The 17,069-nt window shown below is 42.4% G+C and carries 15 protein-coding genes, 2 pseudogenes and 1 riboswitch; of the genes and pseudogenes, 5 read left to right on the top strand and 12 right to left on the bottom strand.

The features are described from left to right. The first annotated feature begins 110 nt into the window (after window positions 1-110). Complete coding sequence (locus LRQ06_RS13350) at window positions 111-884, top strand: MipA/OmpV family protein (protein WP_232767085.1); 774 nt, start codon at window positions 111-113, stop codon at window positions 882-884. Between the two features lie 121 nt (window positions 885-1,005). Then, window positions 1,006-1,163, top strand: a riboswitch (FMN riboswitch). An 86-nt stretch (window positions 1,164-1,249) separates the two neighbouring features. Continuing rightward, complete coding sequence (locus tag LRQ06_RS13355; protein WP_232767087.1) at window positions 1,250-2,182, top strand: DMT family transporter; 933 nt, start codon at window positions 1,250-1,252, stop codon at window positions 2,180-2,182. 57 nt (window positions 2,183-2,239) lie between these two features. Here LRQ06_RS13355 and LRQ06_RS13360 read toward each other — a convergent pair whose 3' ends face one another. Both LRQ06_RS13360 and LRQ06_RS13365 read right to left on the bottom strand, forming a co-directional pair. Then, the gene (locus LRQ06_RS13360; protein ID WP_232767088.1) at window positions 2,240-2,665 is read right to left on the bottom strand and encodes an Hsp20/alpha crystallin family protein; all 426 of its coding nucleotides are present in this window, start codon (window positions 2,663-2,665) and stop codon (window positions 2,240-2,242) included. 140 nt (window positions 2,666-2,805) lie between these two features. Beyond that, on the bottom strand, window positions 2,806-3,684 hold the full coding sequence (locus LRQ06_RS13365) for an NAD(P)-dependent oxidoreductase (RefSeq protein ID WP_232767089.1): 879 nt from the start codon (window positions 3,682-3,684) through the stop codon (window positions 2,806-2,808). Window positions 3,685-3,862: 178 nt separating this feature from the next. On the opposite strand from LRQ06_RS13365, the gene LRQ06_RS13370 reads away from it, so the two are divergent. Next, a complete protein-coding gene (locus LRQ06_RS13370; RefSeq protein ID WP_232767090.1) occupies window positions 3,863-5,203 on the top strand; it encodes an aminotransferase-like domain-containing protein in 1,341 nt (446 codons plus the stop codon). A gap of 46 nt (window positions 5,204-5,249) precedes the next feature. Here LRQ06_RS13370 and LRQ06_RS13375 read toward each other — a convergent pair whose 3' ends face one another. Both LRQ06_RS13375 and LRQ06_RS13380 read right to left on the bottom strand, forming a co-directional pair. Beyond that, window positions 5,250-6,365, bottom strand: coding sequence for an SO_0444 family Cu/Zn efflux transporter (locus LRQ06_RS13375; RefSeq protein ID WP_232767094.1), 1,116 nt, complete (start codon window positions 6,363-6,365; stop codon window positions 5,250-5,252). An 81-nt stretch (window positions 6,366-6,446) separates the two neighbouring features. Next, a complete protein-coding gene (locus LRQ06_RS13380) occupies window positions 6,447-7,649 on the bottom strand; it encodes an MFS transporter (protein WP_232767096.1) in 1,203 nt (400 codons plus the stop codon). A 174-nt stretch (window positions 7,650-7,823) separates the two neighbouring features. Between LRQ06_RS13380 and LRQ06_RS13385 the strand changes: the two genes are divergently transcribed. Further along, entirely contained in the window at window positions 7,824-8,702 is an 879-nt protein-coding gene (locus LRQ06_RS13385) for a LysR family transcriptional regulator (protein WP_232767097.1), read from the top strand. A 25-nt stretch (window positions 8,703-8,727) separates the two neighbouring features. On the opposite strand, the gene LRQ06_RS13390 is transcribed toward LRQ06_RS13385, so the two are convergent. The 8 genes and pseudogenes from LRQ06_RS13390 to frdA all read right to left on the bottom strand — a co-directional run. Continuing rightward, window positions 8,728-9,018, bottom strand: a complete 291-nt coding sequence (locus LRQ06_RS13390) for a hypothetical protein (RefSeq protein ID WP_232767098.1) — start codon at window positions 9,016-9,018, stop codon at window positions 8,728-8,730. Between the two features lie 82 nt (window positions 9,019-9,100). Then, entirely contained in the window at window positions 9,101-9,787 is a 687-nt protein-coding gene (locus LRQ06_RS13395) for a response regulator transcription factor (RefSeq protein WP_232767099.1), read from the bottom strand. Continuing rightward, window positions 9,784-11,388: an ATP-binding protein gene (locus LRQ06_RS13400; RefSeq protein WP_232767101.1), complete on the bottom strand. Its 1,605-nt coding sequence runs from the start codon at window positions 11,386-11,388 to the stop codon at window positions 9,784-9,786. Before LRQ06_RS13400 ends, LRQ06_RS13395 begins: the two co-directional genes overlap by 4 nt. A gap of 225 nt (window positions 11,389-11,613) precedes the next feature. Further along, entirely contained in the window at window positions 11,614-12,933 is a 1,320-nt protein-coding gene (locus LRQ06_RS13405) for an anaerobic C4-dicarboxylate transporter (protein WP_308218831.1), read from the bottom strand. 96 nt (window positions 12,934-13,029) lie between these two features. Further along, window positions 13,030-13,392, bottom strand: a complete 363-nt coding sequence (gene frdD, locus LRQ06_RS13410) for a fumarate reductase subunit FrdD (RefSeq protein ID WP_232767104.1) — start codon at window positions 13,390-13,392, stop codon at window positions 13,030-13,032. A gap of 10 nt (window positions 13,393-13,402) precedes the next feature. Beyond that, entirely contained in the window at window positions 13,403-13,786 is a 384-nt protein-coding gene (gene frdC / locus LRQ06_RS13415) for a fumarate reductase subunit FrdC (protein ID WP_232765958.1), read from the bottom strand. Window positions 13,787-13,790: 4 nt separating this feature from the next. Then, window positions 13,791-14,532: pseudogene (locus LRQ06_RS13420) on the bottom strand (succinate dehydrogenase/fumarate reductase iron-sulfur subunit). Window positions 14,533-14,535: 3 nt separating this feature from the next. Beyond that, window positions 14,536-16,344: pseudogene (gene frdA / locus LRQ06_RS13425) on the bottom strand (fumarate reductase (quinol) flavoprotein subunit); the annotation flags it as partial. Window positions 16,345-16,691: 347 nt separating this feature from the next. On the opposite strand from frdA, the gene LRQ06_RS13430 reads away from it, so the two are divergent. Further along, window positions 16,692-17,069, top strand: a 378-nt coding sequence (locus LRQ06_RS13430; protein WP_232767111.1) for a macro domain-containing protein, incomplete at its 3' end; no start/stop codon positions are given.

The raw sequence follows: 17,069 nt of genomic DNA on the forward strand, positions 1-17,069 counted from the left end.
AATAAACATTAAAGTCAACCGGGTATTAAAATATAAATAAATCTTCTTCACTTGATGAAAATGAAACAGGTCTATATGATAACGGTAGATTATTAATGTTTGGATTAACAATGAAAAAGAAAACATTCATCAATAAGCATGGAACACGAGTTTTATTTTTAACGCTTTCCTGTTTGTGTTCTTCTTATGCTTCGGCTGGTGCTTCAGTTGGGTTGGGTGGCGGATTTGGTCATCATTCAGAATATAAAGATTATGATGGTGATACTCAGTATTTCCCGCTGATTAATTACGAAGATAATATGTTTTATTTCCATGTGTTATCGGGTGGAATTTTCCTTCTGAAAGATGATTATAATGCCGTTACTCTGGGGCTCTCATATTTTCCGAAAGAATTTGATGCCAGCGATTCAAGTGACGTGCGGTTACAGCTATTAGATGATCGTGATAGCACCGGAATGATTGACATCGGATACCGTTATATGGACCCGGTTTTAGGGACCATATCGACTCGTATCTCTGCCGATTTTCTTGATGAAACCGATGGTGGATGGAAAATCGATATGGGTTACAGCAAAAGGTTACCAGTGTCTGAGTTTTTTATGCTTACCCCCGGATTTGGTGTGACTTGGTTTAACGATGATTTAAATGATCACTTGTATGGTGTTAGTTCAGTTGAAGCATCGCGGTCGACGTTGAATGAATATCACCCGGACGGTTCAGTATCTACTTATGCGGAATTGTCTGCCGATTTTATCATTTCCGAGAGTATCAGTTTGTCTGCCAGCGGCCGGTATACATGGTTGGATAGTGAGGTCACAAACAGTCCAATGGTTGACAGTGACCACAGTGTCGGGGCTTTTGTCGGTATCAACGTTTCATTCTAAATCGCTTAAAAAAGTTTTTAGCCGTTTTTTCGTTTAAAAATTCATAGTTAATTGTCGAACTTTTTGACTATGAATTTTTGTTGTTTGCCATACAATAACGTTCAGTTCATTTTATTATTAATATCGACTTCGGGGCGGGGTGAAATTCCCCACCGGCGGTAATTTGTGTTTATTCATGCATTAAGCCCGCGAGCGCCTGTTTATTCTGATATGCAGGGTCAGCAGATCTGGTGAGAATCCAGAGCCGACGGTGATAGTCCGGATGAAAGAAGATCGAAACAAATACACACAAGGATTGCTCTTGTGTGTATGAGTGTGATATTTCAATCATCACCCTGTTCATCTTTATATTGGGAGAATCTAAGATGACAGGTACATTTTTTATCATGATTGCGTGCCTGACCTGGGCATTGGATACGCTGATCCGCTATCCATTATTAGGTCATGGTTATTCTACGTTGCAGATCGTACTTTTCGAACATTTAACCCTGGTTATTTTAACGGCTCCTCTGTTGTGGCGCTACAGGGCCGTATTCAGCCGGTTTAACCGATTGCAATTTGTAAGCTTGTTCTTTATCGGCGGAATTGGTTCAGCAGTTGGTACGCTGGCTTTTACTCAGGCTTTTTATTATCTGAATCCAACTGTTGTGATTTTATTGCAGAAGCTTCAGCCAATAGTAGCAATACTGGCGGCATCGTGGTTTCTTAAAGAAAGGATCCAGAGGTATTTTTTATACTGGTCAGTACTTATTATTGGCGGTAGTTGTGTCATGATCTGGCCCGATATTCATTCGCTGACAATGGGTAATCTTCACTACGGTAATGATCTGAAAAATATTGTTTTGGGGTATGCTTTCACTTTACTGGCCGTGTTTGCATGGGGAGTGGCAACCGTCTGTGGCCGATATTTATCGGAATGTGATATCCCGGGTAACGCTATTATGTCCGGTCGTTTTTTGTTTGGTTTGATTGTGCTGTTGTTGTTCGCAGCTTGCCAGCCTGATCAAATTCAGTATGTACCATTTTCAGTGACAGGCTCTATTGTTCTGATGGCTGTACTTAGTGGTTTACTGGGAATGGGGTTTTATTATCTGGGGTTAAAAGATACGCCAGCCCAAATTGCAACATTGGTGGAAATGACATTTCCGGTTTTCGCTGCTGTGATTAACTGGAGTTTTCTGGGAATAGATTTAAATAGTTTTCAGGTGTTGGGTGGCTTACTTTTAATTTGTGGAAATATCGGATTACGCTTACAGACTCTTACCAGACAGCAAGCAGCTCAGTTTCAGCAGGCCTGAGTTTTATTAATTGATAAATGATGATCGCGGAGCAGGATGGCTCCGCAATGGTTTGTTTTAGTTAATATCAATATGATGAGTGGCTTCCGGGTGACCGGCTTGTTTGGGAACAAAAATTTCTAATACGCCATCATGATGCTTTGCATAAATTCCACTGGTATCAATGTTACTTCCAAGTGCGACGGTACGTTTCATGAGACCATTGTGTCTTTCCCGATGTATGAACTTATCGTTTGGTTTTGCTTCCAGTTCCTGAGAGATTGATGCATGAATTGTCAACACACCCTCATTACAATCAACGGAAATATCTTTTTTTGCAACTCCGGGAAGGTCAGCGATGATTTCAAAAGCGGTTTCTTTCTCAACTACGTCAATGCGTGGCTCAATAAAGGAATCGTTGTCAAAATTATGCCGATGTGTCGGACATGCCTGATCAAACAAACGATAAACATCAGATAACGAGTCTTCGGGTAGTATGCTCATGGTTATCCTCCTGCTTATATAACCTTTCGCTTTAAGTGTAGCGTTCACTTTATAATTGAACAGGTTAAATTCACTAAATTGTTAGATAGCTTTAGTATTTTATTGTGTACTATTATTCTTATTTATTGAATGAAAAAATTTTATTTTTCACACTTATAAGATTCGATTAAAACAGATGTATCCATTCGTCCCAGCCCTTTTTCCTGAAGTGATTGGTACCTGGTATCAACACTTTCAGTTAAAGGTAATGCCAGAGAGTGAAGTTTAGCTTCGTTTAAGCAAATGCCTAAATCTTTGCGCATCCAGTCAATGGCAAATCCAAAATCAAATTTTTCCTGTGCCATTGTTTCTGCACGATTTTCCATTTGCCAGGATCCGGCTGCTCCATGTTTTAACACATCAACGACCTGACTGATATCCAGACTTGCTTCTTTAGCTAACAGAATGGCTTCGCTTAGTCCTTGCAATATACCGGCAATACATATTTGATTTACCATTTTGCAGCGTTGCCCCTGACCGTTTTCTCCCATGAGCGTTGCTTGTTTTCCATAGTTCTTCATTACCGGAAGGATTTGGTTATAGATGGCTTTATCTCCGCCACACATAATCGTAAGGCATCCATTTTCTGCACCTGCTTGTCCGCCGGAGACCGGGGCATCAATAAAGTGAATGTTTTTTTCTGCACATGCCCGGGCCAGTTCAACGGAAAGAGTAGCTGATGTTGTCGTATGGTCAACAAGGATTGCACCAGCATTTAAACCGGCAAGAATGCCATCTGCGCCATATACAACACTTCGGACGTCGTCATCGTTTCCTACACACATAAATACAACCTGACTTCCTTGTGATGCGTCTTTCGGGGTTAGTTTAAAATCCCCACCATATTGTCGGGTCCACTGTTTTGCTTTTTCTTCGGTTCGGTTAAAAACGGTTGTTTTCAATCCCGAATTCTGAAGATGCCCTGCCATTGGATATCCCATGACGCCTAGTCCAATAAATGAAACGTTATTTATGTCCATTGTTTTCTCCATGATTAATTTGTGTCTTTTAGATGCTCACCTAAAAGAATTATATTAATACATTCAAATTAACCTATGTCAATAAGAGCTTGTTTAATTATTTATATTTATTAACACATGTTTTGCATGTTAGTATTTACTGCGTTCGGTACAATGTCTTAGTGATAAAGGTTTACCCGTGAGTGAAAGTAAATTCGAAAAAATTGCGCTGATTATAGAAAAAAGGATCATTAGCGGGGAATATCCTCCAAATTTTAAGTTGCCTACTCATAAGTCACTGGCCGCTGAGATTGATACGACACCGGCTACGGTAGCAAAAGCATATAAATTACTTATTGATAAGAAGAAAATAGAATCTTTCGTTGGTCGTGGCTCATTTGTCTGTGGGCAATCATCACTTGAGAAAGTGATTCATCCGACTGATAATGATTCCGAAATTAACCTTTCTATTTTACAACCGGACTTGCTGGAAAATGTCACGGAGTTGTCATCCGCATATAGTCGATGTGCTCAGGCTTTTACTCCTGATTTGATTGGATATGCGGAGCACTCTGGTCATGAAAAACATCGGTTGGCTGGTGTTGCCTGGGCTAAATCATATGGTTTGGAGTACGGTTCTTCAGAGAATACATTACTTGTTGATGGTGCTCAGAATGCATTGGCTCTTGCCATTATTGCATTGACGAAACCAGGCGATACTATTGCTGTTGAATCTCTGACATATCCGGGGATTCTTGCTATTGCAAGCTTATATCGTCGAAATGTGTGCCCTGTAGCGATGGATAATGAAGGTATGATACCTGATGTGTTGGAAAAAGTGACAAGAGAGTCCAATCCGGCTTTGGTTATTGTTGTTCCTTCTCATCAGAATCCGACTGGTGTGACGATGTCGGAAGAACGCCGGAAAGCGATTGCGAAAGTGATTTTAAAGTCTGACTGCTGGCTTGTTGAAGATGACATATACGGATTTTTAAATTCTGATGTAATTCCGGCAATTTGTAACAGAATACCGGACCAGGGAATTCATATTACCAGTTTGTCAAAGGCGATCAGTCCGGCTATGAGATGTGGTTTTATGAAAATGCCAGAAGCGTTGGTGTCACAACTGGCTTCTCATATCCGAACCAATATTTGGTTATCTTCGCCCTTAAACTATGCGGTTGCATCGTATCTGATTGAAAACGGCTGCGCTTATGATATGGCAGAGAGACAAAGAAAACTGGCAGTACGAAGACAAGCGATTGCAAGGGACTTGTTTTCCTGTATTTCAGGTAGTCTGGCGGGTTTTCACATTTGGTTACCATTGCCGGAAAAATGGACAGGTGACCATTTAACTATGGAAGCAAAAAACAGAAATGTATTGATAAGTAGTGGCAGTTATTTTAGCTGTGACGGACATGATCCTAAAAATGTGCGTATTTCACTAATGTCTGTCAGTAACGAACAACAATTGGAAAAGGGATTAAGTACGTTATCTGATTTAATGCATTCAGAAGCGCGTACGTTTTTGCCTTTTTAATTTAAGCAGGTGGTCAATAAAGCAGACCACCATCCATATTTTTTATTTAGTGGCAATGACCACCATGACAGTTGCAGCCTCCGGAGGTTTTTTTACTAAAATAACCGGATATTTTTACAATAAGATCTTTTACTACTATCACGGCTAATAATATTGATGCGATCCAGGTTATAGCGGAAGGAATAATATCATTACTGCTTGCAATCTCGCTGCTTATGTTGATATCCCAGATTTCGATGAGAAAATTTGCAAAATAGCCAAAACCTATAGCAACGACGAGTACGCCTGTTAAGTAGCTTACCAGCGTATGCCAGCCCAGTTCTTTTTTTACAATACCTAAACTTGCTATATTGGTTGCCGGACCTGCCAGTAAAAAAACCAGAATGGCTCCGGGTGAAACACCAGCCAACATTAACCCAGCTGCCAGAGGCGTTGATGCGGATGCACAGATATACATCGGGACTCCAATTAAGGCCATTATTATCATGGCTGCCGGACCCTGACTAATACTGGCCAGCGCGTTATATGGAACCGTGGCTACGACAATTGCTGAAATGATCAATCCTATTACCAACCAGCCTGATAAATCTTCCAAAAGTTCTGTAAAAGCGTATTTTTGTCCCTGCCATAATTTACTTAAAAAAGGTTGTCTATTGTCGATAGGGGTTGGGTTTTGGCACCCACAGGACCGACTGCTGCATTCCGATTCTATCTTCGATATTTTCAATATTTGAATTTTATTTTCTTTTTTGTCCTCATTCAGAAGTACAAGTGCGGCAGCAACAATGGCGGAGCATACGGCAGCAATTGGACGAATAATGGCCATGAATGGGCCCAGAAGTGCATATGAAATCGCAATAGAATCCACACCGGTTTCCGGTGTGGAAATCAGAAATGCAGTTGTGGCACTTTTAGAGGCTCCGGCTCTGCGCAGACCAACCGCAGCAGGGATGACACCACATGAACAAAGCGGAAGAGGTGTTCCGAGTATTGCGGCTTTTACTGCCGGCCACAATCCTTTTCCCTGTAAGTGTTTTCCAATGTTTTTGCTGTTAATAAACGACTGAAGTAATCCAGCAATGATAAGTCCGAGAACAAGCCAGAATGCTGCATCTGTCCAAAGATCAATAAATGCATGTCCTATATTAACCAGAGTTGTCATACACTATCTCCAGATTTGCAAATGAGAATAATTATCTGAAGTAAGTGTAAACCTTAAAGTAAACTACAAGGTCAAGTATTTTTATGAAAGGGCGTGAGAATGCCGTTTATTGTATGTTCCTACTAACTGATAAAGAACAATAAGTAATATACACAATGTCAGAGCAATTCTTGTTGCTCCAAGTACTCCCTGCCAGCCCCAAGTCTTATAAAAAGGCTCAAGAAAGAAGACCCCGAAGCTTGCTCCTGAGTAATAGAAGAGGCTATAGAGTGCCTGAGCACTGCCTTTTGAGGTAGTGACACTTCTTCCAATCAAAGTACTGGCCTGAGCATGACAAAAGAAAAAACCGATAGAAATCATTACCATTCCTATGACCATTGTATATATGTTTGACCAGCTCATCAGGAAGTTAGCTACCAGCATAATACTGATACCAACAATAATTCCTGCAATTTGACTGTGTTTCCTGGCAAATTTTCCGGCAAGCGAAGAGCTGGTGGTTCCCCCTAACAGGGTAAGAAACATAAGGCTTCGGATATCGCTTGGCAGATTATAAGGGAAATCATCTAAAACAATCATCAGGTAGTTAGATAAGTTGACGAAAGTGCCAAATGCAAGTCCGATCAATAAGTAGAGGATCAGCAATTGCGGTTTTTTTAAGTGTCTGCCATAAGCTTTAAGGCTGTGACTGATTTTTAGTGGTGCTGGCTTAAAGTGTTTTTGTTTAGGAAGGAGGAAGAAAATAACAGTAAACAGAATAAGACTGATACCGGCAATGACATAGCCTGCATTCGCCCATCCGCCAAGGTATTCAGAGCTAACCCCACCAAGTAATCGGCTACTAAGTCCGCCGACGGTATTTGAGGCGACATAAAAACCGACGGCACCCGCTAACCAGCTTTTTCTGAGCTCTTCGCCAAGTAACGGTACGGCCAGAGCCGGGCAAACAGATAAAAACACACCTTGTAGAAATCTCAATGAAAGAAATAGCTGATAATCCTGAACTAAGGGAAGAGTAAAGGAGATCATCAGCCCGATTGCAGTTCCACTTAGTAATATCTTGCATCTCCCAATGGCATCTGACCAACTGGCAAAGATAAGCAATCCCAGCCCCATACCGAGCAGAGGGGCAGACATGGCTAAATTGGCAGATAATGAACTGATTTGGAATTCTCTCTGTAATACCGGTAATAACGGCTGTAGCCAGTAGATATTTGAGAATGTGACTACAGAACATAGGCATACTGAGATAACAAAACGACTGAAGTGGGGGATATTTTTCACTGTTTTCTACTATAAATTGAAATGGTTGAGGACTAAATGGTTTACTTTTTCAGAATAGCGATTGCGGAGAGATAAATAAAATATGTTGTATTTATATTTTCCATAGATAAAATTTATACCCTATTATAAGCTTCTGGCATCCAAGTAATTTTCGCGTGTTAGGTTGAATTAACGATGGAATTAAGACAATTACGACATTTTATCTCAGTGGTTGAAGAAGGGTCGATTTCTGCAGCGGCCAGAGCGTCAAATTTGGCTCAGCCAGCGATAAGTAGCAGTATCAAAAAATTAGAGCAAGAATTAAAAATGCCCCTTTTTAACCGTCGGGACAGGGGGATTGAATTAACAAAAGCAGGCCAGGAGTTTTTATCTTATGCCAGACAGATCATTAATCATGCTCAGGATGCGAAACTCGCTATGCAGGCAATGGAAGGGTTGGATCAAGGGCAGGTAGAGATCAGTGTTCCCAGTATGCTTGGTTCTTACTATTTCCCGCCTCTCCTGATGGCTTTCAAGCATCAGTATCCTAATATTGATATTAATGTTCTTGATACCGGAACGAGAAATATCCGAAGATTACTGCTCGATGGTGACGTGGAGTTAGGGGTAGTCGCTGATAAAGATCTGACTCCTGAACTTGAAAGTGGCAGTTTAATTCGAGAGGAAATGGTGGTGTGTATGGCCGTTGATCACCCTCTGGCAGAAAAGGATGCCATAGAGTACGAAGATTTTCTCTCTCATGAGTTAGTTTTATTCCGGAGAGGGTATTATCATCACAGCCTGCTCGATAAAATCAGCAGAGAAGTGAATATTAAACCTAAAGTGGCCTTTACCAGCAATTTACTGCCTCTGATCAAGTCGGTTATCCGGCAGGGATATGCCATTTCGCCAATGTGGCAGGTTGCAATTCAGGACGATGACCGGATTGTCACAAGGCCGTTTGCAGAAACGTTTGAGATTGATCTGAGCCTGGCCTGGAGAAAAGACAGCTATATTTCCCGGGCCAATCAGGCATTCCGTGATTTTGTTTTAAAAGAAGTTGGCAGTTTATAAACCGCAAGGCAGCCGTATCTTGTTCTTATTTCTCTGCGACAGCGTGAATGGTGAGTTTTTCTCCGACCGCGTCCAATAACGCGTCATCGTTTTCCGTTTCCTGATCGCCAGAAGGTTTACCTGTGTATTGATCTGAGAACAGATTATCATGAAAACCTGTTACTGAGTCGAACATACTGTTGTCATCAGCATAGTGACATTTCACCATTGCAGTGGCCGTAATCAGAGATATCAACGTCGATAAGCATAAAATCATTATTTTCTTTATTGTGGTCTGATTACGCTTTTTTATTGCTGCTATCGGTTTTACTACCACATGACCTCCGCTTTGGATTAGTCGTAACTACGATATATACCATCGCGGAATTGTATCAGTGCATGAGTCTTATTGATAAGATTTACGATAGCATTTTGTAAATTCGTCTGGGTCTTCCGCCAGTATTGTAATCCAGTTCCAGTTTGAGGGTACCTTCGGATTCTAAGTACTCGAGATAACGTCGGGCAGTAATGCGGCTAAAGTCCATGATTTGCCCCACTTCTTCAGCCGAGAACTCCGTGAGTCCCAGTTCATTGATGCGTTGACGCAGGCGTTCCAGTGTGGATGTGTCTATTCCTTTTGGTGTACGTCGGCGGGAGTGTGACGTCGGTGATTTTCCTAACAATGTATCGATACTGGCCTGATCGACTGTCGTTTGATTTCGAAATGTTTCAATTGATTTCAGATAATCATCGAGAGCCTGATTTACTCTCGACATGCGGATGGGTTTAACAAGATAGTCAATAACTCCGAGTTGAACTGCTTTTTCAACAACAACAGTATCACGGATAGCGGTTGTCATGATGAAATGACAGGACTCATTCTCTGTACGTAATTTTCGGATAACGTCCAGTCCGTTACCATCCGGTAAAGTGATGTCAACAAAGACTAACTCAGGCGTATATAATTTGAACTGGTCTAGAGCTTCGCGGCACGTTTCGGTGACGGTAACAACCTGGAATTTACCATGATGATTAATTGTTGATTCCAGAGTGTAACTTGCACGAATATCATCCTCCAGAATCATAACACGGGTTTTATTTTTCATCTGTGACCACTTTTCTTTTCTAAATATACGCTAAATAAGGTTGAATTATCTTCTGTTCTTTCCCAGTCAATGCTACCGTTCATGTAATCGACAAGTTGTTTTACCAAATACAGACCGACACCATTTTGTTCGTCCGTATCTTTGGAGGTTACTCCAAATTCTAATATATTATGTTCAATTTCGCTTGGTACTCCAATACCATTATCTTCCACTTCAATCATAATATGTTGACTTCTGTCACTGATATAAATTGAAATAAAGGGTGACGGTTGCTGATTTCGGTTTTCCCAGGCAGCAAGCAGAGCATTATCTATTAAATTACCGAGAATAGTGACAATTTTTTCGGAAGTATCTTTTTCATAAGGGGAAAAGCTGCTGTCGTTATCCAGCTTAAAATGCACGCCCATTCTAGAAGCTTTATTAAATTTTGCCAATAATAATCCCGCAACAGCAGAATTGGAAATCGTTTTAACGATCTGATTAATTATCGATTGGTAGCCGTCGGCTTCCTGCTGAATAAAGTCGATACACTCATCATATTTTCCAATTTGAAGCATACCTGATAATACATTTAATTTATTGGAATATTCGTGAGTTTTGCTTCTTAATAATTCGGAATAACTTTTAAGGTAGGTTAATTCGTTTTCCAGATCATTATTATTTGATTTGGCAAAAAAAACAATGACATGACCACTTAATTCTTTTGATGTGATAATCGGGTAAATATCAGCCTGATATAATAATTTACCCAACATAAATTCCCCTTGTTGAAAATGCTCCGGTGTTTGTAATACCTGGTGACTAAGAGAAGAACTGTAGCGGGATAATAATTGCCCTATATAATCAGAACGGCTGAAAACCCCCATCGATAACATTCTTATTGCCCGATCGTTAATGAGTGTAATTTTCATATCTTTATCGATAGCAATAATAGCATCACGAATACTATCGAAAACCATTTCATGTTCGCGAAATTTATTGGCAATGTATTCCGGTTCGAAATCGAAAAAGGTACGTTTTATTTTTGTTAAAAAGGCCACTGTGACACACAAGCCGACTAAATAAACGATAACAATTAGTGTAATTATCTGGATAAACTGCCTTTGAAGAATGTCAGAGATTTGTTCAGTAAGATAACCAATACAGACAGCGCCTATGATTTGTCCATTATCGATGATCGGTGCAAAGTTACGGATTGCTTTTCCCAATGATCCAGTTTCTATCGTGCTGTATTCCTCGCCTTGTTTTAAAACCTGGAAGATATCTTTACCAACGAAATGTTTATTCACTTTCAGTGGATCTGGGTGGCTTAGCCGGATGGCATTTTTATCAACGACGACAATAAAAGAAGCATCAGTTCTCGCCCTGATGTTTTCGATATAATGTTGCAGTACGTATTGAGGAATACCCTGGTTTTTTTCCCGCACAGAATCAATAACAACCGGATCATGAGCAACCACTGCGGCGAGTTCAAGACCCCTGGCCTTCAAACCATCGTGATAGGTATGCTGTAATAGGTACAAAATAGCCACAGTGACGATAATCACAATTGATGAAGTGGCTGCAACGGTACTTAATGTCAGGTAGTTCTTTAATTTCATAGTTTGGATTAATTGGGTTTCTGCATTTTGCAGATAGTTATTATGGATCGATCTTGTGTTTGATTCGTTTTAGATTATCACGTAATTAATATTTATATAAATTATGACTTATCTAGACCCATTTTTTGCTGATATAGAATAAGAAAAGGCTGATTGTATTACCAATCAGCCGAAAAATATATCACCAAGACCTTCAATTAATAGAATAAACAGAGTTTTATTCTATTAATTTAGTGCCATAGACAAGAAGTAACCAATGATGGTTGCTGTTGATACGGCAAGAAATCCTGGGATGATAAAGCTGTGGTTTAGTACATATTTACCGATGCGGGTTGTTCCGGTTCTGTCGAAAGTGATCGCTGCCAGATCACTTGGATAGAATGGGAAGAAGAAATATGCGTAACAAGCAGGCAATACACCAATCAGTACTTTTGGCGGAATTCCTAAAGAAAAACCAAGAGGTAGCATGATGGTAAGAACGGCTGCCTGACTCTTCAGGAATGCAGATACTGCAAACATGGCGAACGCAAATGCCCATGGGTGTGCTGCAACAATGCCGCTGATCATTCCAATCAGGTAATCTTCGTGGTGAGTAATAATGGTTTCACTCATCCATGCGATACCAAAGATAATGACAACTGCAGTCATACCGGCGATGAAAACGTTACTGTGAACAATTTTCTTTGGTTGAATTTTAGTTGTCAGAAGGATGACGGCACCAACCGCAAGCATTAAGAACTGGATAGCAACTGACATTTTCACGCCATGCGGCAGAAGTCCCAGTGTTTTACCGAATAGTGCAACAAAGACAACGACTGCGATACCGCCAAGGAAGATACCAAGACCTTTGCCTGCAGTATGTTCAATATCCTGTTCTTCGTTAGTGCCATCGTTATCTTCAAGTTCTGCGACGAATTCAGGATCTTTCAGACGAGCCTGAAATTCAGGGTCTTTATCCAGATCTTTACCGCGTTTCAGGCTCCATGTGCAAGCCACCATCAGACCACAGAAAGTAGCTGGAATGGTGATTTTCAGAACATCGATCAGACCGATATCAAGGTTATTATCGGTTGCTGTTGCCATGACAACGGCTGCAGCCGCTGCAATAGGGCTGGCAGTAATACCTAACTGAGAAGCGACAGATGCAATTGACATCGGACGTTCAGGACGAATGCCTTTTTTATAGGCAATATCATAGATAACCGGTAGAAGAGGGTATACAGAGTGACCTGTACCGACCAAAACGGTTAAAGTATAAGTACAGATAGGACCTAAGAATACGATCTGGTTAGGGTGTTTACGCATTAATCTTTCTGCGTATTTGACTAAAAGTTTAAGACCACCAGTCGCTTCAAGCGTTGCAGAAGCTGCAACTACAGACAAAATAATCAGCATTACGGCGACAGGGGGTTTCCCTGGTGCAATACCGAATACGAAAGCCAGAATGGTTACGCCAAGGCCACCAAGCAGACCAAACGCGACGCCTCCAAACCGGATACCAGTGAAGATGACGGCCAACAACAATAGCATGTGAACATAGAACATGTTGATACCGTCGAATAAGTGTATTATTGACATCTTTTGTTTCCTATACAGCGAGGCAGTTTCACCTGTAGGGAAGTTCACTGCCTCATTAAGTCGTTAAATCATAAATACAAACACAACGCCAAGTACAGTGATAGCAAACGCAATTGCATAACACAGGAACTTGACCAGTGAACCAGTGTGGATTTTCAAATCATGCATACCGTGGTGAAGACGGTGCATACCATGCCACATTGGCAGCGCCAGCGTCAGAATGACAAAAATGCCACCAATAAAGCTGCCGGCAAAATCCGCCACTCTGTCATAGCTGAGTGCGTCCGCATCCAGAATACCCAGCGGTGCCAAAACACCAAGTACAAGGATTGTGACCGGTGAAATTATGGCAAACCAGGTACCACCAGCACCAAACAGACCCCACCATACCGGCTCGTCGGAACGTTTTGGATGTTGATTAATCACAGTCTTCTCCTTATACCAATAGCAATACGATGATTGAAATCACGACAACCGCTGCCCACTGACCGCCAACAATCAGTTTTGTATCAATCTCTTTGCCGTTCAGTTTGATTGGCATGACTTTCGGCAGCATGCCGAAAAATGTATGCGCGTGGTAAAGTGACCCCAGCAGCGCAAGAATATCGATAATGATGACAACCGGGTTAGACATAAATGATAACCAGCTTGCCCAGGCTTCCGGGCCCTGTACCAATGCACCCAAACCAAACGTCAGGAATACCGTAAACAGGAGCAGGGGTAATACCGTTCCTTCACGTAACATGTAAAAACGGTAGAACGGATTGTTGTTCCACCAGGTCCGTTTCATTTCTCTTACATAAGGCTTACGATTACTCATCTTCTTATGACTCCTGTGGTTTTAGCATGGCAATCACAAAGTCTTTTGATGACTCAAGTTTGCCCTGGTTAACTGCTGCTGCAGGGTCAACGTGTTTCGGACACACTTCAGAGCAGTAACCGACAAACGTACAGCCCCAGACACCGTTTTCACCGTTGATTATATCCATACGCTCGGCCTTACCGTTATCACGGGTATCCAGATTGTAACGGTGCGCCAGCGTCAGCGCCGCAGGACCGATAAAGTCAGGATTCAGACCAAACTGAGGACAGGCTGCATAGCAAAGACCACAGTTGATACACGCCGCAAACTGTTTGTAACGGGCCATCTCTTCCGGTGTCTGCAGGTTAGTGCCGTCTTCCGGTTTGCGGTCGTTACCAGAATGTAAGGTTTAATGGCTTCCAGACGCTCGATAAACGGAGTCATGTCCACAATTAAGTCTTTCTCAATCGGGAAATTCGCCAGCGGCTCAATCTTGACACCATTCGGATAATCACGCAGAAAACGTTTTACCACGCCAGTTTCGGTACGCCACCAATCATCATGCCGCAAGAGCCACAAATGGCCATACGACAGGACCAGCGGAATGACAGGTGTTTGTCCAGATTGTCTTTGATGTACATCAGCGCATCCAGAACCGACATGGTTTCATTGAATGGCACTTCGTACGACTGTAGATATGGTTCAGCATCCTTTTCAGGGTCATAACGCAGAATATCTACCTTTTGCATGCGTTGTGGGGTCATTATTGCCTTCTCCTCTGCGCTTTTTGCTGCCGCCGCTTCTTCCGCTGCTGCTTTTTCTGCTGCATCACCATACAGACGCGCTTTCGGTTGCGATTTGGTAATCGTTACCGGAACTGTAGTCAATCTTCGGTGCGCCCTCTGGGTGTAAAAGGCCAGCGAGTGTTTTCAGATAATAACGTCATCCCGTTCCTGACAACCTTCGTCTAACGTTGGTGTGCGCCACGGATTCGTGACGGTTAATCGCAGAGTGAACCATTGCTTCTGCAACATCTAAGCCATAACCCACTTCGATTGCATAAAGAAGGTCAGTTTTAAATACATTGCCTTTGTCTTTGATGCTGATTTTTTTGTAACGTTCTTTCAGCTCAGCCAGTTTGTCGATGGTCTGCTGCATCAGGTCTTCCTGACGGTAAATACCACAACCGGCTTCCATGCTCTGCCCCATCTCGGTACGGATGGTTGCCCAGTTCTCGTCACCTTCCTGAGTGCGGAGCGCCTCAATACGGGCTTCCACTTCTTTTACCTGTGCCGCGATTTTCTTATCATCCCAGCCGGCAAACTTGTCCACGTGTTTCACCGCGCTTTCGCCCGCAACCCGGCCAAGTACCACGAATTCCGCCATTGAGTTAGAGCCCAGGACGGTTAGCGCCGTGCAATCCGGAAGACGCACATTCACCCACCGCAAACAACCCTTTAATACGGGTTTCACACGCCGGGTCAACTTCAATACCACCCATGGTGTAGTGAACCGTCGGACGAATTGGAATCGGCTCTTTCGCCGGGTCTACGTTAACGTACGCTTTGGCCAGCTCACAGATAAACGGCAGACGCTCTTCCAGGTATTCTTCACCCAGATGACGAAGGTCCAGATGCACCACATCACCCAGTGGGTGCTGAAATGGTGTTGCCTTTCTGTTGCTCATGCCAGAAAGCCTGCGACACTTTGTCTCGCGGACCTAATTCCATGTATTTGTTCTTCGGCTGACCCACCGGTGTTTCTGGTCCCAGACCGTAGTCCTGCAGATAACGGTAACCGTTTTTGTTCAGCATGATACCGCCTTCACCACGACAACCTTCGGTCATCAGAATACCGGTACCCGGCAGACCTGTCGGGTGATACTGAACAAATTCCATATCACGCAGTGGTACGCCGTGACGGTAAGCCATCGCCATACCATCGCCCGTAACAATACCGCCGTTGGTGTTGCAGTGATACACACGACCCGCACCACCGGTTGCCAGTATGACGGATTTGGCTTTGATGATGACCATCTCGCCTTCTGACATGTGAATAGCAAGCAGACCCTGAATTTCATCGCCGTCAACCAGCAGGTCAACCACAAAATATTCATCAAAACGTTTAATTTGTGGGTACTTCATTGAAGTCTGGAACAAAGTATGAAGCATGTGGAAGCCGGTTTTATCCGCTGCAAACCAGGTGCGTTCAATTTTCATTCCGCCAAAACGACGTACGTTCACTTCGCCGTTTTCTTTACGGCTCCATGGACAACCCCATTGTTCCATTTGGGTCATCTCGCGGGTTGCGTTTTCAACAAAATATTCCACAACATTTTGTTCACACAACCAGTCGCCACCGCCAACCGTATCATTGAAGTGGTTATCCAGTGAATCTTCTTCTTTGATGACAGCCGCTGAGCCGCCTTCCGCTGCAACGGTATGCGAACGCATTGGGTAAACTTTAGAAATCAGAGCGACTTCCAGGTTTGGATTTGCTTCGGCTGCTGCAATCGCTGAGCGAAGACCGCCGCCACCGGCACCAATGACCGCGATATCTGTGGTAAAAGTTTGCACAGTTATCCTCCAGTGAGTAATAGAAATTGTGTAGTGTAAATTATCACTTTTATTGTTCTTATATATCAGTGTTGTACACCGAAAAAAACGTGATTGACTATATTGTGGGTAGTCTAATACTGGGAATAGTAAGAAATATTGATTTTGCTTATTTTGTAACTATCTAAACCTTTTGTAACTTCTGTAACCCAAAAAATACGTTCCAAAAACTTGTTATTTGGAAAAAAAATTCGTTCTGATCTTGTGTTTTTTATAACCGGGGAATTTTTCATCGTTGTCAGATACCGTTTTTTAGGGGCATGTGCTAGTTATATAAGGTAGGTATCTGTGATGGAAAGGTAGGGGATATGGATAATAATCATATTATTTTGAAGCGTGGTGACATCACTCAGTCGAATTCTGATGCGATCGTTAATGCGGCAAATGTGACGCTGCTGGGTGGCGGTGGGGTCGATGGTGCCATTCACCGAACGGCCGGTACCGGGTTATTGAAAGAATGCAAAGCATTGCCTGATATCGATGGCGTTCGTTGTCCGGTTGGGGAGGCACGGATAACCAAAGCGGGTCGTTTAAAATGTCAGTATGTTATCCATACGGTTGGACCGAATTATTTTTCGGACTCAAACCCGCCTTATCATCTGGAGCAGGCCTACCGCTCATCATTATCACTGGCATTGCAGATGGATTTATCAAGTATCTCATTCCTGCTATATCCTGTGGTGTAT

Origin of the sequence: Vibrio salinus (assembly GCF_021272385.1) — a bacterium.
Taxonomy (GTDB): domain Bacteria; phylum Pseudomonadota; class Gammaproteobacteria; order Enterobacterales; family Vibrionaceae; genus Vibrio; species Vibrio salinus.